The following is a 21,043-nucleotide window of genomic DNA, read 5'->3' as shown; positions in this document are numbered from 1 at the left end:
GGGCAGCCCCCGGCTTTTTTTATTCTGCCGCTCTTTCCCGCACCATTTGTCCCGCCGCTTTCGCATAAGGCGGATGGAAATACATAAGCGCTGTATAACCGAGACATGACACAATCACACCCGCGAACCAGGAAATATCGTAGATGCCGGCGAACGCCGGGACGTACATCCCGATTAAGGAAATAAACGCGCCGAGAAAGGTCGCGGCAAAAGCCCGGTAATTATAGCCTTTGTAATAAGTGTACTGTCCGTTTTCCGAATAAAGGTCTTCAACTGAAAGCTGTCTTTTTCTGATGAGAAAATAATCAGCCATCATCACCCCGGCCACCGGTCCGAGCATCCCGCCGATGAGTCCGAGAAACGCATATACATTCGTGGCGCTCTCCATCAGCTTCCACGGTATTGTGAACAGGGCCAGAACGGCGGTCAAATACCCTCCCCTTCTGAACGTAATATATTTCGGCAGGGCATTCGCCAAGTCATAGGCCGGTGACACGATGTTTGCCGCCACATTGACCGAGACGGCGGCGATGCAGAGTGTGATGACCGAAAGAGCGATAACGAAAGGATTATCAAACCGGGCCAAAATCTCCACCACATCCCAAATCGGTTTCCCGAATGCAACCTGTGATCCGGATGTCACTGTAATGCTTGCAAACGCAAACAGGGCAAACGTTCCCGGCAGGCCGTAAAACTGGCCGCGAATCTGTTCTTTTTGCGACGCGGCGAACCGGGTGAAGTCAGGAATATTCAGAATCAATGTCGCCCATATTCCGATAATGCCCGTTACTCCCGCCGCAAACGGCCAAAACGTTTCAGAAAAGGTATGAAATTTTCCCGGCTGCGAGTAAATCGGACCGAGCCCGCCGGCAATATCTATCGCCCACCAGACCATGCCGCCGAATACGAGATAAACAAGCGGACCCGCCCACACTTCAAATTTTTTGATCGATTCCATGCCATGCCGCAGCACAAGCAGATGAATGCCCCAAAAGAAAATAAACGACAGAAAGCCCGACAGATGAAGCCCGAATATATTCCAATCTCCGCCGAGGCTTCCCCAGCCCGGCCATATGTTCAGCAGCAGAATGTTTAAAGCCGTGCTTCCGGCAAATGTTTGAATTCCGAGCCACATAATGGCCGTAAACGCCCGGAGAAGCGCCGGAATGTTTGCGCCGTATATTCCGTAAGAAGCCCTGATGATGACCGGAAAGGGAAGCCCGTATTTCGTTCCGGCATGTCCGTTTAAGGCGAGAGCGGCGAATAAAATGAGTGATGCTGTCACGATAATGGCGAGCACCTGCCACGGAGAAAGGCCGATCGCAATGAGCCCGCCTACAGTCGCATAGGTCGGGATGTTATGAATGCAGCCCATCCAGATAGATGCAAAATTCACCGCTTTCCACGTCCGTTCTCCTTCTTCTAAAGGCAGTAAATCTTTGTTGCTGAGCCGATCATTCGTTGGTTTTTTCATCTTCACCCTCCTGTATGTACGGTTTCCTCACATATCATGTTAAAGAATATAACTGAAAATTCCGTAAATAACATTGGGCGCTATCGACAATTTTCGTTTTGATTTTTGAGCACATTGCACATAAAAAAAGAGACGGGAAGTACCCGTCTCTTTTTGATGCGGCTGTTAAGAGGCCTTTTTGAGAAGAACCGAAAACCGGAACGCCATCAAAAGGCTTACGGCGCCGACAATGATAAGAATCGTGCCGAGCATATGAAAATGGCCGGCGGTTATTTCTTTCCCGAAAAGAATGCCCAAAATGACGGAAGATAAAATCGAACCGAGATACCGGCAGGTCTGAAACAGGCCGGACGTTGTTCCGACCATGTCGGCTGGACTTGTTTTCAGCATGGCCGCCTGAAACGTCACATTGCCGAAGCCGTAACCGACACCCAGCACGGACAGAATCAGCCCCTTACCTATCATAGGCGCCTGAAGGAAAAAGAACGTTAACAGCACCGCCCCGATCGCAGTCAGGCAGGTTCCGGCAACAATCGGCTGAAGAACCCCTTTCTTATCTATCCATTTTCCGGTCAAAGGCGACACCAGGATGCTCATGCCTGACATAAACAGCATAATCATTCCGCTTGTCTGGACGGACAAATGCATTTCATCCTGAAAATAGCTCGGAAGTCCGAAAAAGATGCAGTAAAAGAATATATTCAGCAGAATAAATTGAATATACACCGACGATAGTTTCCGATGCGTTTTAAACAGCCTGACATCAATAAACGGCTTCTCCGTTTTCAGCTCGCGCCAGATAAACAGCCCGACAAACAAAAGCCCGAATACGCCTTCTGTATAGTGAGGCTTCGTACTGAAGGACAACAAAAATGACAAAAGCAGAATAATCGCCCCGGCAAACAGGAGTATCCCGATCGTATCAAGCTGGCGGAGCACGGCTTTCAAGCCGCCGATCTCGCGCTTTTCATCTTTCGGAAACATATACATCCCGAGAAAAAAGCTGAGAATGATAAACGGCAGATTGACGAAAAAGATCGCGGGCCACCCTCCCCAAACGATCAGAAAACCGCCGAGTGTCGGACCGAGCGCCGTCATAGCTGATGCAAAGATCGACAGGACGGCAAGCGCCGACGCCTGCTTCTCCTGTATATTCGAACGGATCAACCCGACGCCGGACGGATATATCGCGCTGCTTCCGATCGATTGAAACAGTCTCATCATTAACAACGTCATGAAAGTCGGCGCAAACGGCGCGCCGACGGCCGAGACGGCAACAAGCAGAAGCCCGATCAAAAACAGCTTCTTCCTGCCGAGCATATCACCGAGCTTTCCGGTAACAGGCTGCGCCACCGCACTGGCCAGATAAAAGGACGATATCAGCCAGGACACCGTTGTAAACGACAGGTGAAATTCATGCTGAATACTGTGAAGCGCAAGAGAAATCATCGACGAGTTCAATGGGTTCAGCATTGTCCCCGAAGCCACGGCCGTTAAAAACAGAACGCGGCTTTTTTTGGAGATTGTCATTTGGTCTCTTCGATGAACTCTTCCGTCGTCCGGCTTCTGCCGATTCTCGGGAAGATAAACTTGAGTGTCGCTTCGTGCTGTTCATCGCTGAACGTCGCCATCGCGTCAGTCACGAAAACTTGCTGATACCCGAGCTGAAAAGCTTCCCGCGCCGTGCTTTCCACACCGATATTTGTCGCAATCCCGCATAATACAATCGTGTCGATTCCCCGTCTTCTGAGCTGAAGATCCAGATCCGTGCCGAAAAACGCGCCCCACTGCCGTTTTGTCACCGTATAATCATCTTCTTTCACTCCGATTTCAGGCACAAATTCAGCCCAATCCGCCGCCGGAGCCGAATGGCCCGCCGCCCCTTCATCCGTCAGCGGCTTCAGCGCATCAGCCCCGTCATGAAAATCAACGTTCACAAAGCTGATAAAACCGCCTTTTTCCCGAAACACATCAATTAATTTTTTCGCGTTTGGCACAACGGCCCCGCTTTTATCCATCGGCACAATGCCTTTTTGTAAATCAATAAGGACCAAAGCCGTTTTTTCAAATTGCAGATTCAATGATGTTGTCATATTCAATTCCTCCTGATGCAGTTAGTGTTTCTCACCCCGATTATTTTACTCTTTCCCGGACAGGATTTCTTCTTCCGTGCTCCGATGCTCTTTTTATGGATACAAAGTCACATGCCATTCATTTGAAAAGCGACATGATGAATGCAAAAAACCATGTCAGATAACCTTACACGAAAATGTTTTATCATTCTTTTTTCTCTATAATAATGAATTAATCACAATTACATTCTGAATGAGACGGAGGAATACAACATGCAGATGGGCGATACAGTATTTATGTTCTTTTGCGCTTTACTCGTGTGGCTGATGACCCCCGGGCTGGCTTTATTTTACGGCGGAATGGTAAAAAGCAAAAATGTGCTCAGCACGGCGATGCACAGTTTTTCTTCCATTGCCATCGTATCCGTCGTTTGGGTTTTGTACGGATATTCACTTGCTTTTGCTCCCGGCAATACATGGCTTGGCGGCATTGAATGGGCGGGGCTGAAGGGAATCGGTTTTGACCCCGGAAGCTACAGTGATACGATCCCGCATTCATTGTTCATGATGTTCCAAATGACATTTGCAGTCCTGACGACGGCGATTATTTCCGGAGCATTCGCTGAACGCATGAGATTCAGTGCTTTTCTTTTATTTTCCTTTTTGTGGGTTTCCCTCGTATATACACCTGTTGCGCACTGGGTATGGGGCGGCGGCTGGATCGGCCAAATGGGCGCCCTTGATTTCGCAGGCGGAAATGTTGTTCACATCTCTTCCGGAGTTGCCGGACTCGTTCTGGCGATTGTCCTCGGGAAACGCAAGGACGGCACGGCGGCTTCTCCTCACAACTTAATTTATACGTTCTTGGGCGGGGCGCTCATTTGGTTCGGATGGTTCGGCTTCAATGTCGGCAGCGCCCTGACGCTTGACAGTATCGCGATGTTTGCTTTCATTAATACAAACACCGCAGCTGCGGCCGGGATTATCGGCTGGATTTTAATCGAATGGATGCTGAACAAGAAACCGACTATGCTGGGCGCTGTATCAGGCGCTATCGCCGGACTTGTCGCCATTACGCCGGCTGCCGGGTTCGTTACGCCGTTTTCTTCCATCGTGATCGGTTTTATCGGCGGGCTTGTCTGCTTTTGGGGCGTGTATTGGCTCAAAAAGACTTTCGGATACGATGATGCGCTTGACGCTTTCGGCCTGCACGGAATCGGCGGGACATGGGGCGGCATCGCGACCGGTTTATTCGCCACCACTTCCGTCAATGACGGCGGGGCAAACGGGCTGTTTTACGGCGATCCGGGACTGCTTTGGAAACAGATTGCGGCCATTGCGGCAACCTATGTATTTGTATTTATTGTCACTTTCGTTATCATTAAAATTGTAGGTCTGTTCATCCCCCTCCGCGCCAGTGAAGAAGAAGAATCACTCGGGCTTGATTTAACGATGCATGGGGAAAAGGCATATCAGGACTTATAAAGTGAGGAGTGACTTAGATGAGCGGTCAAATGTTCAAGGTAGAAATCGTTACGCGTCCGGCTAAGTTTGAAACATTGAAGCAGGAACTCGGTAAAATCGGAGTCACATCGCTGACTTTCTCCAACGTACACGGCTGCGGCCTTCAAAAAGCCCACACCGAACTGTACCGCGGAGTCAAAATTGAAAGCAATGTGTATGAACGGCTGAAAGTGGAAATCGTTGTCAGCAAAGTCCCCGTTGATCAAGTGGTGGAAACGGCGAAAAAAGTGCTGAAAACGGGAGAGCCCGGCGACGGCAAAATATTTGTCTATGAAATCGGAAACACGATTAATATCCGCACCGGAGAAGAAGGACCAGGAGCTTTATAAACATACAGAACGCCCGGAGACAGCATGTCCCGGGCGTTTTTTTTCGGGCTTCATTAAAAAGAAGAAGCCTTTTTTTCTTGCGGGACAGGCCGCTTATGCCGTACGGTTTGTTTTTTTGAATATGTACTGATATTGACCAGTATGCCGCACAAAAACAGCGTCATAATCAATGAAGAACCGCCGTAGCTGATAAACGGAAGCGGCACACCCGTAACCGGGAGGAGTCCGCTCATCGCTCCCAAATTCAATACAACCTGAAACATCAATTGGAACGTAATTCCGATGGCGAGAAGCTTCCCGAACGGGTCATCAGCACGCATGGCTGTTTTTACGCCGAGAAGCATTAACGCGAAATATAATCCCAACACGATCAGAACACCGAATATCCCCAGTTCTTCGCTGATCACAGCCATAATGAAGTCAGTATGCGCCTCAGGCAGGTAATTCATTTTTTCAACACTGTTCCCAAGGCCTCTTCCGAAAAATCCGCCTCCGGAAATGGCGAAATAAGATTGAATCAGCTGATAGCCGTCCCCGTTCGCGTCACCAAACGGATTGGTAAAAGAAACAAGGCGCTTCACACGATAGGAAGCGGAAAATGCGAGATAAATGACTCCCGACACCGCCGTCGCGCCGAGCACGAGCAAATGGCGCTTTTTCAAGCCGGCACATAATAAAATTGACCCGCACGCCGCCAGAATTAAGGAAGCCGTTCCTAAATCAGGCTCCGCCAATGTCAGCAGAAAAGCGGTTCCCAAAATGACTAAAGGCGGCAGAACCCCCTTTACAAATTGATGAATGTACGGCTGCTTTTTCGTGTAAATCGCAGCGAAATACAAAATCATCGCAATCTTCGCCAATTCAGACGGCTGTATGACAAGCGGCCCCGCTCCCAGCCATCTGCGGGAAAAATTCCGCTCCAGCCCGATTCCCGGTATCAATACGAGCAGCAGCAACACCAGTGATCCGACCACAAACAGCGGTACAAGCCGGGCATAGCGCTTATACGGCAGACAGGCTGCAAATAAAAATAAGCATATTCCGATCAGCAAAGAGGTTCTCTGTTTATGGAAGAAATAGGATGGATCTCCGTATCGCTGAGACCCCATCACATCACTGGCGCTGTACACCATTAACAAACCGAATCCGCAAAGCAGCATGATGACAAACACAAGCGGCAGATCAGCGTTTTTCAAACGTTTCAGCAACGGACAAAACTCCTTCGGCTATTCTTTTCCCTCATACTTGACGCACAGTAATACAGTCACGTTTCATTCTGTTTACTTTTTTATAATTATTTTTAATACCAATTGTGTCTCATAGAAAAAAGCATTACACTGTTCATATAAAATAAAGATAAAAGGTGATATTTGTGAATTACGAACTGTTTAAAGCGATCAATGGTTTGTCGCACCATAGTGCCATTCTCGACTCTATCATGGTATTTATAACGGAATACGCCCTTTACGCCTACGCCCTTTTCCTGCTTGCCATGTGGCTGTTTGGAAACACAAAAGGCAGACAAAACGCTCTGTACGCAGGCTTTACCGGTATTGCAGCGCTTATCGTCAACTACATCATCACAAAAATCTATATCGAGCCGCGCCCCTTTGTCGATCATACGGTTCATACGCTGATCCCTCATGCCGCGGATGCTTCTTTTCCGAGTGACCATACGACAGGCGCTTTGGCCATTTCAATTGCGATTCTGTTCCGCAACAAAAAACTCGGCTGGCCGCTAGTAATTTTCGGCCTTTTGACCGGCTTCTCAAGAATTTGGGTCGGCCACCATTATCCGATTGATGTACTCGGAAGCATTATCGTTTCCCTCGTTGTCGGATTCCTGCTGTTCAGATTTTCAAATGTGCTTCGTCCGATTGTCGACCTGATCGTGCGAATCTACGAAAGTATCGTTCATAAAAACAAATCGACAAACCATCATATATAAAAAAAGCCGGCGTCTTTCACAGACTGCCGGTTTTTGTATGTTTGGCGGTATGTTTTTTCCTTTGTAAAACACAGAATACAGCAATGCCGAGACTGTCAATCAGCACATCACGGAGACAGCCGTTTCTGCCGAAAAAGAGCTGGACGATTTCTGTCAGGAAGGCGGCGGCCAATGCATAGAGCACCGCCCTCTTCATGCGTCTGCGCTCCCTGAAAAACAAACAAGTGAGCACAAAAAAGGAAAACGCGTGCCCGAGCTTTTGAATCGCCGCTTCAGGTACGGTGAGCTCCGCCATATCGAACACAAAGAAACCGGATGCATCCGGATGGGGCGTGAAACGGAAGGCCATCGTCTGCGTCACAATCATATCGTGAAAGCTTTCAGTCAAAGCAGAAATGAAAATAAAGACGAGCCATCCTGCCGCCAGACATTTATTCATTCAGCATCTCCCTCGTTTTCTATTAGTATAAAGGCACATAAGGCAAAATGAAAAGCGCCTATCAGAGCTGATAGGCGCTTAAGGATCACAGTTACTTGCCTGAATCTTTCATTGAACCGTCATCTTTACCATCTGTCTTGTCTTTTGTGCCGTCTTCTTTATCGCCGGGTTTTTCCTCGGTTTCTTGTTTAGGCGTCACATCTTTTTTCTCGGAAGACTGCTGAATGGACCCTTCCGTTTCTTCTGTTACAGCGTTTTTCTCTTCAGCTGCCGCTTTTTCAATAGATGTTACCGGTTTGTCCATAAAGTTCAGCGGATTCATTGCTACGCCGTCTTTGCGGATTTCAAAGTGTACGTGATTTCCGCTTTCTTCACTGTAAAGGTTTTTTCCTGATTTTCCGATAACCTGATTCTGCTTCACTTTGTCGCCCTGATCGACGCTGACTTCAGATAGAGACTGATAGACAGTAGACAGGCCGTCTGAGTGTTCAATTTCAACCACATATCCCAGTACCGGATCTTTAGCAGCTTTCACAACCGTACCGCTCAGAGAAGCGGAAACGTCAAATGATTTTCCGTCTTTCTCAGCTAAGTCAATTCCTTTACTTAGGCTGTACGTGTTATTATAGTTAACAAGTGCTGCTTCTTTCTCTTTTTTTGCGGCATTCGTTTCATAAAACTTTTTCACAACAGAAACATTTTCAGAATGAGCAGCCGGCATTGCGACGTTTTCCATTGACTTTCCTACTTCGACGGCATCGTCTTTGCCGCTGTCATACGCTGAGTTTCCGCCGTTATTCGTCAGATTGTCCTTCACATCATTTGAAACGGATTGATACCAAAGGACAGCTGTTAAAATGACGGCCGCACTGACTAAGTAAATTGCAGGGAATATCCAGCGTTTGCGAAAGAACCGCTGAAGTTTTTTGACTTGAGAAGTTTTCTTTTCTTCCTCTCTCATTTGTTCATCACCTCAGCAACATTCTGAACACTTTTCTGAAAATATATACACATCATAAAAAACTTTTTTGGAAGTAGTATGTGCAGATTGCTCATAATTATGTAATGAAATGTGAAGGGAGATCCCGGAATATGAATTTGACCCTGCGCAAAGCCGTATTGGAAGATTTAGATGCGGTTGTGGCTATATACAACTCGACGATCGCCTCACGGATGGTCACGGCTGATACGGAAGAAGTGACGCCCGAAGACCGGATGGATTGGTTTTTGCGGCACACGGACAGGCGCCCGCTGATGGTCGCGGAAGATGAAAACGGAAAAGTGGCGGCCTGGATCAGCTTCGAAACGTTTTACGGCCGTCCGGCCTATGACAAAACGGCGGAGATCAGTATTTATCTGCATCAGGATTGCCGGGGCAAAGGAGCGGGAAGCTTTCTGCTGAAAGAAGCCCTGGCACTCGCTCCGAAAATCGGCATCCGTAATCTGATGGCTTTTATCTTCGGCCATAATGTGCCGAGCATTAAGCTGTTTGAAAAATTCGGTTTTACCGAATGGGGCGTATTCCCGGGTATCGCCGAAATGGACGGAAAACGATATGACTTGAACATTTTAGGGAGAGAACTGTCATGATCAGCATCGATAAAGAAGAAAAAGACGGTAACCAGCCGCTCAATAAAAAAGCCCGTTCCCTTGCTGACATCGCCAAGTGGGGAAAAATCACCGCCGTGTTTCTTATCATTACGGGCTCTCTTTCCGCCCTGTCAGCCATTGTGACGCTGCTCGGAGCCATACCGGGTGTTTTGCTCATCATTTCCGGCGTCATGCTGATGCGCTCGGCAAAAGCCGCAGCCGCCCTTCAGGGAGAATCAGAAGAAAACGCGGAAGAAAATATGCTCGAACATTACGCATCCTTTATCAAAATGCAGTTTTTTTACGCAGTATCGAGTGTGGCATTGGGCATTATCGCTTTTATTTTATTCGTCATTTTCGCTGTCATCGGAATTGTGGCTTACCACAGCACTAATACGTATGACGCGCCTGATTCATATTACTATGAGAACGACCCTGTGTTTGAATGACAAAAGAGCTGATCGCGCGTCAGCTCTTTTTTAATACAGCATCTCTTTTTTTCGATCTTCTTCTGTTAAGAATTCAATAAAGCTTTTCATCGCAGACGGCTCCTCCGCTACCAATCGGGTATAGGCGCTTTTCCGTTCCTCGGACAGAATATTGCTTTTTCTGATTCTGTTCAGCATATACAGGCGGATCGTTTTTTGCACCTGTTTCCGCTGGTAGCCGGCTTCTTTAAAAAACGCAAGACCCAGAGCCGCAAGGAGTGCAAAAATGCCGGCCGACACGAGAGCTCCTCTCCCGGAAGGAGCCTGAATCAAAAGCGATGCCAGATGAAACAGACTAAAAGCGGCGAGCGGGAAAGCGAGAAAACGGTAAATGATGCTTTTTTTCATCAGCGGTGCGATGGCGATTTGTATTTTCTGAATTTCTTTTTTTATGAATCCCGGCAATTGTTCCGCATGTTCCAGCTTCATACCCTCTCCCCTTTGCTGTCATTTTTGTCTTCTTTTTCATATATGCTTATTCTACCGCACCCGGAACTTTCTTTGAAAGAAAACTGCATCCATCTTTGATTCCGGCTCTTTATTCTTTTAAATTGTCAATGTTATAATTTGAAATGGGAATCAGATTGCTGCACTTGTCGGAATACTAATGGGCACAGTCTTGATAAATATGATATAGCGGGGTTGCAAAGTGAGCATTTCATTTATTTTATTCGGATTTTTTTTCGTTTTAAATATACTTTTGGCCGTCATCATGATTTTCAAAGAAAGACGCGACGCCAGCGCTTCATGGGCCTGGCTCTTGGTTCTTTTTTTTATTCCCATTTTAGGGTTTATTTTATACCTGTTATTCGGCCATAACCTGAGACGCAAGCACCTGTTTCAATGGGAAGACCGTAAAAAGATCGGAATTGAAAAGCTGCTGAAGTCTCAGCTGAAAGATCTGAAGTCGAGGCAATTCCAATTTAACAACAGGGCGACCGTGGATAATAAAGATCTCATCTATATGCTTGTCATGAACAACCACGCGGTTTTTACAGAGGATAATTCGGTTGAGATTTTAACGGACGGGCGCGATAAGTTCAAACGTTTAATGCAGGACATTTCAAACGCAAAAGATCACATTCACCTTCAATACTATATTTATAAAGGTGATGAGCTGGGAAAAAAATTGCGTGACGCCTTAGTAAAAAAAGCACAGGAAGGCGTAAAGGTCAGAGTGTTATATGATGAACTCGGTTCACGATCACTCAGAAAAAAATTCTTCAAGCCGCTTCGGGACGCCGGCGGCCATGTGGAAGTCTTCTTTCCTTCCAGGCTTCGGCCGATTAATTTGCGGCTCAATTATCGAAATCACCGCAAGCTCGTGATTATTGACGGCGAAACCGGCTATGTCGGCGGCTTTAACGTCGGAGATGAATATCTCGGCCTGAATCCGAAATTCGGCTATTGGCGGGATACGCACCTCAGGCTTCAAGGTACGGCGGTACATGCCATTCAGACACGGTTTATCCTCGATTGGAACCAAGCCTCCCATCACCATACGCTCACTTACGTTCCGAATCATTTTCCGGAATGCGAGCCGAAGGGCAATGTCGGGATGCAGATTGTAACAAGCGGACCGGATTCAGAATGGGAACAAATAAAAAACGGCTATATTAAGATGATCTCAACGGCGAAACGGTCGATCCTGATTCAGACGCCTTACTTTATTCCTGACTCCAGTCTTCTAGACGCCCTCAGGATCGCCTGTCTGTCAGGCATCGACGTCAAAATCATGATCCCGAACAAACCGGATCACGCTTTCGTTTACTGGGCGACTTTATCTTACATAGGCGATCTTTTGAAAGCCGGGGCCTCGGTCTACATTTACGATAACGGCTTTATTCATGCGAAAACGATTGTCGTCGATGATGAGACGGCTTCTGTCGGTACCGCGAATATCGACGTCAGAAGCTTCAGGCTTAATTTTGAAGTCAACGCCTTTATTTATGACGTCACCATCGCGAAAAAGCTCATTTCCTCATTTAAAGAAGATCTGCTCGTCTCCAGAAAATATACGTATGAAGAATATCAGGAGCGTTCGCTGTGGATCCGCATTAAAGAATCGGTTTCAAGGCTTCTGTCGCCAATTTTATGAAATGTAGACATTTGCTTTCTTTCTCCTTTAAATAGATGTGTATAACCATCACAATTGTGGTTATACACTCATTTAAAGGTTTTTTATTAGAATAAACAACCAAATTCTCACTTATTATTTTCTAATTTTAAATTACACTGTTTAAAATTAGAAAAAGTATTGATTAATTTATATTTTATAGTAAAATATCTCACAAAAGGAGGGGATTTTCATGAGAAAAATTTCAATTTTATTATCTGTTATTGCTCTTTCACTAGGTCTTCTGAGTATTCCAGTTGGTAAAGCTCAAGCAGCTACAGGCCCTTGGACCGAAGTTGGAAAGAAAGGCTGTAAGGTCAGAGTTTGGGTTGACGCCTATACATATTCTAAAAAAGCATCTACAATCGATTGGTATGGAGAGACTAACGGTAAATGCGGAACATTAAATTATACTGCTTATCTTAGTGTCTCAGAGGGAGCTTCACAATACCAATTAAAAGGCTCATTCTCAAAAAGAACGCCTACAAAATCATTCTCTATCAATAAATTAAGGAAAGAGCACTTCAGCAAAAATCGAGTTGCAGTTACACTTAATATAGGATCTTATGAAGTACAATCACACACTATAACTGTTAACTGGTAGTATCTCAAATACCCTTATGGAACAGATATTTTTCAGATCTTAACTTAAAGTAATTTACCGCCGTTAGTAATAACTTTATCAGTTGTTAGTGGCGTACGTTAGCAGTTTCTATTTGTTTAACAGCACCCTTTTCAAAAGACAGATGCACGGCAGGAAAAAAACACATTTTATATTCAAAAGAATGACCGAATAGTGTATAAATGAAAAGTGAGTATTTTTTTGTAAAGGAGTGCCATGTTTTGAAACCTGAATCAGTGAATCGTTCGCTTATTTCTATTTCGAAATGGGGAAAAGCGACAGGTATTTTATTCATTATTATGGGCGCATTTGCGGCGCTGGGGGGTGCGTTTTTCTTCTTAATCGGAGCCATTCCCGGCGTTTTGCAGATTATTGCCGGCATTTTTCTGATGCGCTCGGCAAAAGAAGCGGGACAGATGGCGGAACAGTTCAATGAACTGACAGAGGAACATATGCTGGAGAATTACGCAAAATTCGTGAAAATGCAGGGGATCTACCTCATTGTAACGATCGGCCTGTCCGTTCTCGGCATCATTCTCTTCATTGTCCTCATGACGTTCGGCATTGTTGACGGTATGTTTGATAACATTGATGCAAATACATATTAAAAATCCCGGCGCGTGAGCCCGGGATTTTTTCTTATTCGGCTTACAGCTCCACTATTGCCTTTTGAGGAGGCTGGCCATTCCTCTGCAGGTATCGGCGATTAAATCCCCTCTTACATCGAATACAAAGTAAAACATGACAGATGACTCCGTCAGATTCAGAAACAAGAATTGAGATTCTGCGAAAAAAGAATAAGGCTATGGCGGAACAGGACCGCCCATAATGTATTTTTTGGGCCTTTGTAATTAAATTACAAATACTCATAATCTTCACTTATGCATTCGTGATATGATATTGAAGGGAGCGGTCAAAAGCTTTGGCGTTAGTCATTAAGAAGGTTTTTAATCTATACGGGTGCTGCCTCACGTCAAAGTCAGAAAAAATATTATAGGAGGTCACATATGTTTAAATTTAAAAAGAAGTTTTTAGTTGGATTAACGACAGCTTTAATGGGTATTAGCTTGTTTTCGTCAACCGCGTCTGCAGCCGGCACAGACTACTGGCAAAATTGGACTGATGGAGGCGGAATCGTAAACGCTGTCAATGGGTCTGGCGGGAATTACAGTGTTAATTGGTCCAATACCGGAAATTTCGTTGTTGGTAAAGGCTGGACGACAGGTTCCCCATTCAGGACCATAAACTATAATGCCGGAGTTTGGGCGCCGAATGGCAATGGATATTTGACTTTATATGGCTGGACGAGATCACCTCTCATCGAATATTATGTAGTGGATTCATGGGGTACTTACAGACCTACCGGAGCGTATAAAGGTACTGTAAAAAGTGATGGAGGTACATATGACATCTATACAACGACACGTTATAACGCACCTTCCATTGATGGCGATAACACTACTTTTACGCAGTACTGGAGTGTCCGTCAGACAAAGAGACCAACTGGAAGCAACGCTACAATCACTTTCAGCAATCATGTTAACGCATGGAAGAGTCATGGTATGAATCTGGGCAGTAATTGGTCTTACCAAGTCTTAGCGACAGAGGGATACCAAAGCAGCGGGAGTTCTAACGTAACAGTGTGGTAACACATTATCTTTAATCAGGGGCAGCTAACGGGCTGCTGATCGTTCCTTGAGAAATTTTAAAATCAATATGATTGTGAGTGCTAAGAGGCGACGGTCTTTTAGTTGGACTTCAAATATGGAGCCAAAACCGCAGCCTCTTGATCTTTTACGTTTGATACATGTCTCCGATGGCTGTCATTTCATGCCTGCGTTCCTTCGCTTCTATCATAACGGCTCTTCCCGCTTTTCCTCCTTATTATCTGTAACCATTTTCATTACACTTGTGACGGCATGAACCCATCTCTTTTTAACAAAAGAGATGATTCATTACATCATAAAGAGATTTGTTCGCCAGTTCATTCTCCATTGCCCGCTGTACGCTTCCGAACGTCTCATCAAGCGCGTGCTGAATATTTTTGCCGACCGGACAGTCCGGATTCGGATTGTCGTGAATCGCAAAAAGCTCTTCCTTATTTTGTACCGCCCTGTAAACCTCTAAGAGGGTAATCTCCGACGGATCTTTTTTCAGGCTGGCTCCCGCAACACCTGCCCGGGATGTCAGAAGACCTGCTTTTTTCAGCTGGCTGATCGTTCTCCGCACTACGACGGGATTGGTGTTTACGCTGTCCGCAATCATATCTGACGATGCCCGTTCATCCGTTGAGATCAGCGAAAGAATGTGAATGGCCACAGCAAGACGGCTGTTAATCATGTTTTTCACCACCGGTGTAACCACAATGGTTACATTTCATTTGTTTTTCAATTATTAATATACACTAAAATACGCGGCAGGATGAAATCAAGTTGACAATAGAGGTGTAAATAGGCCGGCGGAAACCGGCCGGAGAGGGATTAAAATAAGAAATAACGCTGTCCGAGCGGAACATAGCTGACAGGCTGGCATGCCAGTTCTTCACCGTCGGCGAACACCTGATAGGTTTTCGGATCGACTTGTATATTCGGCATCGCGTCATTCAGCTTCATGTCGAGCTTACTCAGCTTGCGGATATTCCGTACGGGGGAAATCATTTTTTCAAGCCCGAGCTTTTCCGGTACGCCGTTTGCGATACCGGCCTGGGACATAAATGTAATAGACGTATTGCGGTTTGCTTTCCCGTAGGATGCGTACATCTGGCGCATAAACACAGGCTCAGGCGTCGGAATGGAAGCATTCGGGTCTCCCATCTGGGCGCGGGCGATCATGCCCCCTTTGAGCACAAGTTCAGGTTTGACGCCGAAGAAAACCGGATCCCACAATACGAGGTCAGCGAGCTTTCCTTTTTCAACGGAACCGACTTCATGACTCAGGCCGTGAGTGACGGCAGGATTGATCGTGTATTTGGCAACATAGCGTTTGGCGCGCACATTATCATTGCCGCTTTCTCCTGAAAGAGCGCCCCGCTGCTTCTTCATTTTATCGGCAACCTGCCATGTCCGGATAATCACTTCTCCCACCCTGCCCATCGCCTGCGAGTCAGATGATGTCATGCTGATCGCGCCGATATCGTGCAGAATATCCTCCGCCGCGATGGTGGCCGCTCTGATGCGTGAATGACTGAACGCCACGTCTTCAGGGACTTTTGAATCTAAATGATGGCAGACCATCATCATATCAAGATGCTCGTCCATTGTGTTGACCGTATACGGAATCGTCGGCGTCGTAGAGGACGGCAGAATATTGGCGTAAGAAGCGAGTTTCATAATATCAGGTGCATGGCCTCCGCCGGCTCCCTCTATGTGATATGTATGGATTACCCGGTCGCCGATCGCATCAAGCGTATTTTCTAAAAAGCCCGCTTCATTAATCGTGTCTGTGTGGATTGCCACCTGAATATCCGCCTCATCCGCGACTTCCATGCATGCTTTAATGGCGCTTGGCGTTGATCCCCAATCTTCATGCAGCTTCAGGCCGATCGCGCCGGCTTCTGTCTGTTCAATGAGAGGCGCTTTATCAGAGGCATTCCCTTTCCCTAAAAAGCCGACATTGATCGGAAACTGCTCAGCCGCCTCCAGCATTCTCGCCATGTACCATGCGCCGGATGTACAGGTCGTCGCTTTACTTCCCGTCGCAGGGCCCGTTCCGCCGCCCAAAAGCGTGGTCACGCCTGAAGAAAGCGCGACTTCCATCTGCTGCGGGCAGATGAAGTGGATGTGCGTATCAACGCCGCCGGCCGTTACGATTTTTCCTTCGCCGGAAATGACTTCTGTTCCGGCGCCGATGACCATGTGCGGGTCCACCCCATCCATAATATCCGGGTTTCCGCTTTTCCCGACGCCGACAATCCGGCCGTCCTTCACCCCGATATCCGCCTTGACGATCCCTGTGTAATCCAGAACGACGGCATTTGTAATGACCAGGTCAAGCGCCCCGTCTTTCCCGGTGATACGCCCGTTTTGCCCCATGCCGTCCCGGATTGTTTTTCCTCCGCCGAAAATCATTTCTTCTCCGTAATTCGTGAAGTCTTTTTCGACTTCAATCCATAAATCCGTATCTCCGAGTCTGACTTTGTCTCCCGTTGTCGGTCCGAACAGTTCTGCGTATTGCTCACGTGACATTTTCATCGGATCGCTTCCTCCATCCATCCGGCTTTTTTAAGATTCGACAGAGTCTTTTCTTTTCCCCGCTCATCCATATACGTATCGGCCATGCCGTTCAGGCCTCTGACCGTTTTTCGTCCTCCGATTTCCACGAGTGTGACGGTTTTCTCTTCTCCCGGTTCAAAACGGACTGAGGTGCCTGACGGGATGTCAAGACGCATGCCGATTGCTTTCTCCCGATTGAAGGACAGGGCGCCGTTGGCTTCCGCAAAATGAAAATGCGACCCTACCTGCACTGACCGCGTTCCATGATTGGTGACTGATACCTCCAGCGTCTTTCGGCCTTCGTTAATGGTGATGGTCCCCTTTGCGACTTGAATGGCTCCCGGCTTCATGACTTCACCTCCGCTTTGATCGGCTGATGAACGGTGACAAGCTTGACCCCGTCCGGAAACGTCGCTTCCACCTGAATGCTGTCCAGCATTTCCGGAACGCCTTCCATAACGTCTTTTTCCGTCAATACGCTGCGGCCGGATTCCATCAGCTCAGCAACACTTTTTCCGTCTCTGGCTCCTTCCATCAGGTAACAGGTCAAATATGCGGCAGCTTCAGGATAATTCAGCAGAACGCCGCGCTCTTTCCGCTGTTTTGCGAGCTCTCCCGCTGTGAAAATAAGCAATTTTTCTTGTTCAACCGGTGTCAGTTTCATCTGTATTCCCCCTTAGTGATAGTCAAACGCAATCCACATGGTCATACCGAGACGATGCAGGCGGTTACCACCCCCTTCACCTCATGAAATGTTAAGTGATAAAAAGTATTCGACGGTGAACGGCCTGATTCCTTTTGCAGAAATTCCAGATTTCTTATTTTTTTAAAACAAACGTTTAATCAAATGTGAAGAGAGATCACATTCTTTGTGAATATTATAAAGAAATTATCGTAAAATTTATAGAATATTTAAAAAGTTAGTGAATATTAACCAAACGAACTGGAATTTTTGTCATTTCTCATAACAAAAAGCCCAAAATATTTTGGGCTTTTGCTTTGTTTCGATATCAAATTAATCGTCACTGAGTTTATCTTTCGTTTCGCCGACACCCTTTTGCAGGCTGCCTTTCGCTTTGTCCTTCTTCCCTTCCGCTTTTAAGTCGGACTTGTTTGCCATGTCACCTGCTTTGTCCTTCGCTTCCCCTTTCATTTTGTTCATGCCGCCTTTTACTTTGTCTTTTAACCCGTTATCTTGACTCATATCTCTTCAGCTCCTTTTTTGTTCTGTGTACTTGTTTTCTTCCCTTTCAGCATTATCGCAAACATGTAAACTCTCAATTATTGATTTCACAGCGCTCCCCGTAGCGGAGCACTTTGTAAACGGCCAATCCGTCTGACAGCTTATTATCCCCGTGTTTGACCGGCAGAAGGGCAAAGAATACATAATACGTTGAAAAATAGACAAATTGGTAAAAAAATAAGTTTGGCTCGAGAACATCTTTCATGATCAGCAGATTTATTATAAAAATAGAAGCGAGATTAAACAGACAGCCTCCGGAATAGACGAGCGCGCTCGTCAGACGGTTATCTATCCGCAATTCGCCGAATTGGCAAAAAGAATCTATAAAGTAGATACGCCGCACCTGAATCGGCCCCACTTTTAAAAAACGTTTCCCCATACCGATATCCAATGACGCTTTGCCTCCGAACAGCATCGCCATAAAGCTGTGGCCTGACACATGGATGACAGACACCATCGGTAAAATGATGAGAAAGGATACGAAAAACTTTATCATATCATTAAATCCGAACAACAAATCCCTCCTTTCAATCGTCCGTTTTTCCCTCTTTTGCGATTTTTCCGATTTCTTCAATGATCAAACCTCATAATGTGCATAAAAAAATAACCATCTGCCGATCAGATGGTTAGAAAATTTATATATCGTATAAACATTGTTCTTTTTGAATGTTTTCTCTCATGTGAATCACTTTTTCATAAAAATACGCCGCTTCTTTATATTGCTCATGGGCGCTTGTGTATATGGCAGCCTCCAAGGCGAAATCTTCAATATACACATACAGCGATTTTTCATTCATATAGTCAAACACTTCATGGATTAAGTCCATATTGAGGGATTCCAGGTAAAGCGCTTGTAAAAACTTATATTTCTCTAAACTGAATCGGTCGCCGCGTTCCTTCGCGATCGTGACCCCTTTTTCATAATAAGTAAGGGCCGCTTCGTCATCACGCAGCCTGAAAAGGGTGTGTGTTAAGCTGAACAGCGCCTTCGGAAGCTGTTCAAGCTGATGTTCTTCAAAAACGGGCACCGCTTTTCTAAAATAACGGGCCGCTTCAGCCAGATCACGCTTTTCAGAATAACAATTCCCCAGATTGTAAAGCGAAGACCCGATCAGGCGGGGCTGTCCTTCAAGCAAAGAAAGGCGGAGCGCTTCGTCTAAATGCTCAAGCGCTTTGTCGTAGTTTTTGCAGTCGATATAGTTTCCTGAGATGACGAAATGGCACTGTATTCTCCGCACTCTGTAAAAATCGTGTTTCATATATGTATCCAGCGCCTGAATCCCGTGATTCATGGAGAAATGAGTCTGCTTCATGACGTAAAACACTTCAGACATCTTGAAATGGAATTCCGCCCTCTCTATATCATCCTCGACAAATGAAAGGAGTTTTTCCGCTTTCCGGTAAAAAGAAATAGCCGCAACATAGTTATTCTGATCGAACTCATACATTCCTCTGAACAAATGGAAATAATACTCGGACAGTCCCGATATGCTGTCCGTGCTTTCGATCGTCTTTTGCAGCTCGCTGTACTGAATTTGAGATTGTTCGGTGAAATCCGGCTTGACGTAATCAAGCATAATATGATGGCGGTAGCTGATCAGCTGGTAATATAACAGCAGCAGCTGGTCTTCCTCCATACGTTGTATATCCTCATCAATTTCCTCTTTCAGCTTTATGGCATCAGCCGCTTGAAACGCTAAAATGTGCTTGTACCATTTGTTGATCTTGACTCCAACTTGAGATGACGGAATCTCGTATGCGGTCATGCCCCTTTCACAACCTTTTCTAATTTCTATTGGTTATATTTTAACATATTGTATGGCTTTGGAATTGAATAACTTGATCGTCCTGCATCCAAATTCCTATCATATATTTCGGCCGGCATCGGTTTTTTTTGAACAGGCCGGAGCTTCATTTGAATAAAAAAGCCTGCCCTTGTTCGGGCAAGCCTTTATTCATCCGCCTATATACGACATTTCCACTTTCTTTTTCCCATCTGTTTTAGAAAGCGCGCGGTCAATTGAATACTGATCCGTGCGATTTCTCCAGACAGAGGCGATGGATTCCGTCAATTCGTCATCAGTCAGGCCGCCGCGCACAAGCTTCCGCACATCGAAGCCGCTTGAAGCGAACAGGCACGTAAAAAGCTCGCCCCTTGCCGACAGACGCGCTCTGTTGCAGGAGGCGCAGAATGCATCCGAGACGGAGGAAATCACCCCGATTTCGCCGGAACCGTCGAGATAGCGGAATCTGGAAGCGACCTCTCCTTTATAATTCGCTTCTATCGGCTCCGCCGGCATGTGCTGATTGATCAGATCAATGATCTCTGCCTTCGTGATGACGTCTTTTTTATTCCATTGATTTGTATTGCCGACATCCATAAATTCAATAAACCGAAGAATATGACCCTTTTCTTTAAAATAGCGGGCCATCGGCAGGATGTCTTTTTCATTGACGCCCTTTTGAACAACCATATTGATTTTCACACCGAGTCCGGCCGCTTTTGCCGCTTCAATGCCCTCGAGCACCTTGTTCACCGAGACGCCGCGGCCGTTAATGGCCTTAAACCGCTCATCCTCTAAAGAATCAAGACTGACGGTCACGCGATGCAGCCCCGCCTGCTTCAGCTTTTCCGCATACACGGGAAGCAGAGAGCCGTTCGTTGTCATCGCAATATCGTTAAGCCCCGGGATGCGCGCAAGCTTTTTGATCAATTCAGGCATATCTTTTCTCATCAGCGGCTCCCCGCCCGTCAGCCTGATTTTTTCAACGCCGAAGCGGCCGACAAACAGTTTGGCAAGCCGTTCAAGCTCCTCAAATGAGAGCAGTTCCGTCTTTTGCAGAAATGGATAATCCGGTCCGAACAGTTCGGCTGGCATACAGTACGTGCATCTGAAATTGCAGCGGTCGGTTACAGAGATACGGAGATCCCTGAGCGGCCTTTCCCTTTTGTCTGACAAGCGGCGCGTTTCTGTATTCATAAGCCC

General features: G+C 46.3%; 24 protein-coding genes. 9 read left to right on the top strand and 15 right to left on the bottom strand.

The features are described from left to right. Positions 1–19: 19 nt before the first annotated feature. The 3 genes from ACH32G_RS06960 to ACH32G_RS06950 all read right to left on the bottom strand — a co-directional run bounded on the left by ACH32G_RS06960 (position 20) and on the right by ACH32G_RS06950 (position 3,567). Positions 20–1,474 carry an NCS1 family nucleobase:cation symporter-1 gene (locus ACH32G_RS06960; RefSeq protein ID WP_047475849.1) on the bottom strand — a complete coding sequence of 485 codons (1,455 nt, stop codon included), beginning with the start codon at positions 1,472–1,474 and terminating at the stop codon, positions 20–22. 165 nt (positions 1,475–1,639) lie between these two features. Next, positions 1,640–3,004, bottom strand: coding sequence for an MFS transporter (locus ACH32G_RS06955; protein ID WP_045926374.1), 1,365 nt, complete (start codon positions 3,002–3,004; stop codon positions 1,640–1,642). Beyond that, positions 3,001–3,567: an isochorismatase family protein gene (locus ACH32G_RS06950; protein WP_045926373.1), complete on the bottom strand. Its 567-nt coding sequence runs from the start codon at positions 3,565–3,567 to the stop codon at positions 3,001–3,003. The genes ACH32G_RS06955 and ACH32G_RS06950 overlap by 4 nt, the downstream gene beginning before the upstream one ends. A gap of 252 nt (positions 3,568–3,819) precedes the next feature. Here ACH32G_RS06950 and ACH32G_RS06945 point away from each other — a divergent pair, with 252 nt between their 5' ends. Further along, positions 3,820–5,031, top strand: a complete 1,212-nt coding sequence (locus ACH32G_RS06945; protein WP_016937674.1) for an ammonium transporter — start codon at positions 3,820–3,822, stop codon at positions 5,029–5,031. Positions 5,032–5,048: 17 nt separating this feature from the next. After that, on the top strand, positions 5,049–5,399 hold the full coding sequence (locus ACH32G_RS06940) for a P-II family nitrogen regulator (RefSeq protein ID WP_003151222.1): 351 nt from the start codon (positions 5,049–5,051) through the stop codon (positions 5,397–5,399). 53 nt (positions 5,400–5,452) lie between these two features. Here ACH32G_RS06940 and ftsW read toward each other — a convergent pair whose 3' ends face one another. Continuing rightward, positions 5,453–6,607 carry a putative lipid II flippase FtsW gene (gene ftsW, locus ACH32G_RS06935; RefSeq protein ID WP_448814136.1) on the bottom strand — a complete coding sequence of 385 codons (1,155 nt, stop codon included), beginning with the start codon at positions 6,605–6,607 and terminating at the stop codon, positions 5,453–5,455. A gap of 164 nt (positions 6,608–6,771) precedes the next feature. On the opposite strand from ftsW, the gene ACH32G_RS06930 reads away from it, so the two are divergent. Next, complete coding sequence (locus ACH32G_RS06930; protein WP_047475852.1) at positions 6,772–7,347, top strand: undecaprenyl-diphosphatase; 576 nt, start codon at positions 6,772–6,774, stop codon at positions 7,345–7,347. 16 nt (positions 7,348–7,363) lie between these two features. Here ACH32G_RS06930 and ACH32G_RS06925 read toward each other — a convergent pair whose 3' ends face one another. Together ACH32G_RS06925 and ACH32G_RS06920 are read right to left on the bottom strand one after the other, a co-directional pair. Next, positions 7,364–7,786 carry a VanZ family protein gene (locus ACH32G_RS06925; RefSeq protein ID WP_047475853.1) on the bottom strand — a complete coding sequence of 141 codons (423 nt, stop codon included), beginning with the start codon at positions 7,784–7,786 and terminating at the stop codon, positions 7,364–7,366. Positions 7,787–7,877: 91 nt separating this feature from the next. Then, positions 7,878–8,747: a M23 family metallopeptidase gene (locus tag ACH32G_RS06920; protein ID WP_047475854.1), complete on the bottom strand. Its 870-nt coding sequence runs from the start codon at positions 8,745–8,747 to the stop codon at positions 7,878–7,880. A gap of 137 nt (positions 8,748–8,884) precedes the next feature. Here ACH32G_RS06920 and ACH32G_RS06915 point away from each other — a divergent pair, with 137 nt between their 5' ends. Both ACH32G_RS06915 and ACH32G_RS06910 read left to right on the top strand, forming a co-directional pair. Beyond that, positions 8,885–9,376, top strand: a complete 492-nt coding sequence (locus ACH32G_RS06915) for an N-acetyltransferase family protein (protein WP_448814283.1) — start codon at positions 8,885–8,887, stop codon at positions 9,374–9,376. After that, entirely contained in the window at positions 9,373–9,825 is a 453-nt protein-coding gene (locus ACH32G_RS06910; protein WP_327814741.1) for a DUF5362 family protein, read from the top strand. The genes ACH32G_RS06915 and ACH32G_RS06910 overlap by 4 nt, the downstream gene beginning before the upstream one ends. A 30-nt stretch (positions 9,826–9,855) precedes the next feature. On the opposite strand, the gene ACH32G_RS06905 is transcribed toward ACH32G_RS06910, so the two are convergent. Beyond that, a complete protein-coding gene (locus tag ACH32G_RS06905) occupies positions 9,856–10,293 on the bottom strand; it encodes a DUF5392 family protein (RefSeq protein WP_016937666.1) in 438 nt (145 codons plus the stop codon). Positions 10,294–10,513: 220 nt separating this feature from the next. Here ACH32G_RS06905 and cls point away from each other — a divergent pair, with 220 nt between their 5' ends. The 4 genes from cls to xynA all read left to right on the top strand — a co-directional run bounded on the left by cls (position 10,514) and on the right by xynA (position 14,251). Then, complete coding sequence (gene cls, locus ACH32G_RS06900) at positions 10,514–11,962, top strand: cardiolipin synthase (protein WP_016937665.1); 1,449 nt, start codon at positions 10,514–10,516, stop codon at positions 11,960–11,962. Between the two features lie 211 nt (positions 11,963–12,173). Continuing rightward, positions 12,174–12,584, top strand: coding sequence for a cell wall-binding protein (locus ACH32G_RS06895; RefSeq protein WP_095241204.1), 411 nt, complete (start codon positions 12,174–12,176; stop codon positions 12,582–12,584). Positions 12,585–12,823: 239 nt separating this feature from the next. Then, positions 12,824–13,210, top strand: coding sequence for a DUF5362 family protein (locus ACH32G_RS06890; protein WP_045926366.1), 387 nt, complete (start codon positions 12,824–12,826; stop codon positions 13,208–13,210). Between the two features lie 399 nt (positions 13,211–13,609). Continuing rightward, positions 13,610–14,251, top strand: a complete 642-nt coding sequence (xynA, locus tag ACH32G_RS06885; RefSeq protein ID WP_016937663.1) for an endo-1,4-beta-xylanase XynA — start codon at positions 13,610–13,612, stop codon at positions 14,249–14,251. 286 nt (positions 14,252–14,537) lie between these two features. Here the strand turns inward: xynA and ACH32G_RS06880 are convergent, their stop codons facing one another. The 8 genes from ACH32G_RS06880 to moaA all read right to left on the bottom strand — a co-directional run bounded on the left by ACH32G_RS06880 (position 14,538) and on the right by moaA (position 21,037). Beyond that, positions 14,538–14,942 (bottom strand): Rrf2 family transcriptional regulator, encoded by a 405-nt coding sequence (locus tag ACH32G_RS06880; RefSeq protein WP_047475856.1) that lies wholly within the window; start codon positions 14,940–14,942, stop codon positions 14,538–14,540. 140 nt (positions 14,943–15,082) lie between these two features. Then, entirely contained in the window at positions 15,083–16,792 is a 1,710-nt protein-coding gene (gene ureC, locus ACH32G_RS06875) for an urease subunit alpha (protein ID WP_016937661.1), read from the bottom strand. After that, positions 16,789–17,163 carry an urease subunit beta gene (gene ureB, locus ACH32G_RS06870; protein WP_016937660.1) on the bottom strand — a complete coding sequence of 125 codons (375 nt, stop codon included), beginning with the start codon at positions 17,161–17,163 and terminating at the stop codon, positions 16,789–16,791. Before ureB ends, ureC begins: the two co-directional genes overlap by 4 nt. Continuing rightward, complete coding sequence (gene ureA, locus ACH32G_RS06865) at positions 17,160–17,477, bottom strand: urease subunit gamma (protein ID WP_016937659.1); 318 nt, start codon at positions 17,475–17,477, stop codon at positions 17,160–17,162. Before ureA ends, ureB begins: the two co-directional genes overlap by 4 nt. 351 nt (positions 17,478–17,828) lie before the next feature. Beyond that, complete coding sequence (locus ACH32G_RS06860; RefSeq protein ID WP_016937658.1) at positions 17,829–18,017, bottom strand: CsbD family protein; 189 nt, start codon at positions 18,015–18,017, stop codon at positions 17,829–17,831. Positions 18,018–18,090: 73 nt separating this feature from the next. Next, positions 18,091–18,570 carry a hypothetical protein gene (locus tag ACH32G_RS06855; protein WP_016937657.1) on the bottom strand — a complete coding sequence of 160 codons (480 nt, stop codon included), beginning with the start codon at positions 18,568–18,570 and terminating at the stop codon, positions 18,091–18,093. 121 nt (positions 18,571–18,691) lie between these two features. Then, a complete protein-coding gene (locus ACH32G_RS06850) occupies positions 18,692–19,822 on the bottom strand; it encodes a response regulator aspartate phosphatase (RefSeq protein WP_016937656.1) in 1,131 nt (376 codons plus the stop codon). Between the two features lie 189 nt (positions 19,823–20,011). After that, on the bottom strand, positions 20,012–21,037 hold the full coding sequence (moaA, locus tag ACH32G_RS06845) for a GTP 3',8-cyclase MoaA (protein ID WP_366971069.1): 1,026 nt from the start codon (positions 21,035–21,037) through the stop codon (positions 20,012–20,014). Positions 21,038–21,043: the final 6 nt, after the last annotated feature.

Source organism: Bacillus sp. CIS52, assembly GCF_053545315.1.
This window is presented reverse-complemented; position numbering and strand designations above follow the sequence as displayed.

Bases quoted from the DNA above. Each gene is read 5' to 3' on its own strand.
- ACH32G_RS06960 (WP_047475849.1), bottom strand. From the start codon at position 1,474: ATGAAAAAACCAACGAATGATCGGCTCAGCAACAAAGATTTACTGCCT.
- ACH32G_RS06955 (WP_045926374.1), bottom strand. From the start codon at position 3,004: ATGACAATCTCCAAAAAAAGCCGCGTTCTGTTTTTAACGGCCGTGGCT.
- ACH32G_RS06950 (WP_045926373.1), bottom strand. From the start codon at position 3,567: ATGACAACATCATTGAATCTGCAATTTGAAAAAACGGCTTTGGTCCTT.
- ACH32G_RS06945 (WP_016937674.1), top strand. From the start codon at position 3,820: ATGCAGATGGGCGATACAGTATTTATGTTCTTTTGCGCTTTACTCGTG.
- ACH32G_RS06940 (WP_003151222.1), top strand. From the start codon at position 5,049: ATGAGCGGTCAAATGTTCAAGGTAGAAATCGTTACGCGTCCGGCTAAG.
- ACH32G_RS06925 (WP_047475853.1), bottom strand. From the start codon at position 7,786: ATGAATAAATGTCTGGCGGCAGGATGGCTCGTCTTTATTTTCATTTCT.
- ACH32G_RS06920 (WP_047475854.1), bottom strand. From the start codon at position 8,747: ATGAGAGAGGAAGAAAAGAAAACTTCTCAAGTCAAAAAACTTCAGCGG.
- ACH32G_RS06910 (WP_327814741.1), top strand. From the start codon at position 9,373: ATGATCAGCATCGATAAAGAAGAAAAAGACGGTAACCAGCCGCTCAAT.
- ACH32G_RS06905 (WP_016937666.1), bottom strand. From the start codon at position 10,293: ATGAAGCTGGAACATGCGGAACAATTGCCGGGATTCATAAAAAAAGAA.
- ACH32G_RS06895 (WP_095241204.1), top strand. From the start codon at position 12,174: ATGAGAAAAATTTCAATTTTATTATCTGTTATTGCTCTTTCACTAGGT.
- xynA (WP_016937663.1), top strand. From the start codon at position 13,610: ATGTTTAAATTTAAAAAGAAGTTTTTAGTTGGATTAACGACAGCTTTA.
- ACH32G_RS06880 (WP_047475856.1), bottom strand. From the start codon at position 14,942: ATGATTAACAGCCGTCTTGCTGTGGCCATTCACATTCTTTCGCTGATC.
- ureC (WP_016937661.1), bottom strand. From the start codon at position 16,792: ATGAAAATGTCACGTGAGCAATACGCAGAACTGTTCGGACCGACAACG.
- ureB (WP_016937660.1), bottom strand. From the start codon at position 17,163: ATGAAGCCGGGAGCCATTCAAGTCGCAAAGGGGACCATCACCATTAAC.
- ureA (WP_016937659.1), bottom strand. From the start codon at position 17,477: ATGAAACTGACACCGGTTGAACAAGAAAAATTGCTTATTTTCACAGCG.
- ACH32G_RS06860 (WP_016937658.1), bottom strand. From the start codon at position 18,017: ATGAGTCAAGATAACGGGTTAAAAGACAAAGTAAAAGGCGGCATGAAC.
- ACH32G_RS06850 (WP_016937656.1), bottom strand. From the start codon at position 19,822: ATGACCGCATACGAGATTCCGTCATCTCAAGTTGGAGTCAAGATCAAC.
- moaA (WP_366971069.1), bottom strand. From the start codon at position 21,037: ATGAATACAGAAACGCGCCGCTTGTCAGACAAAAGGGAAAGGCCGCTC.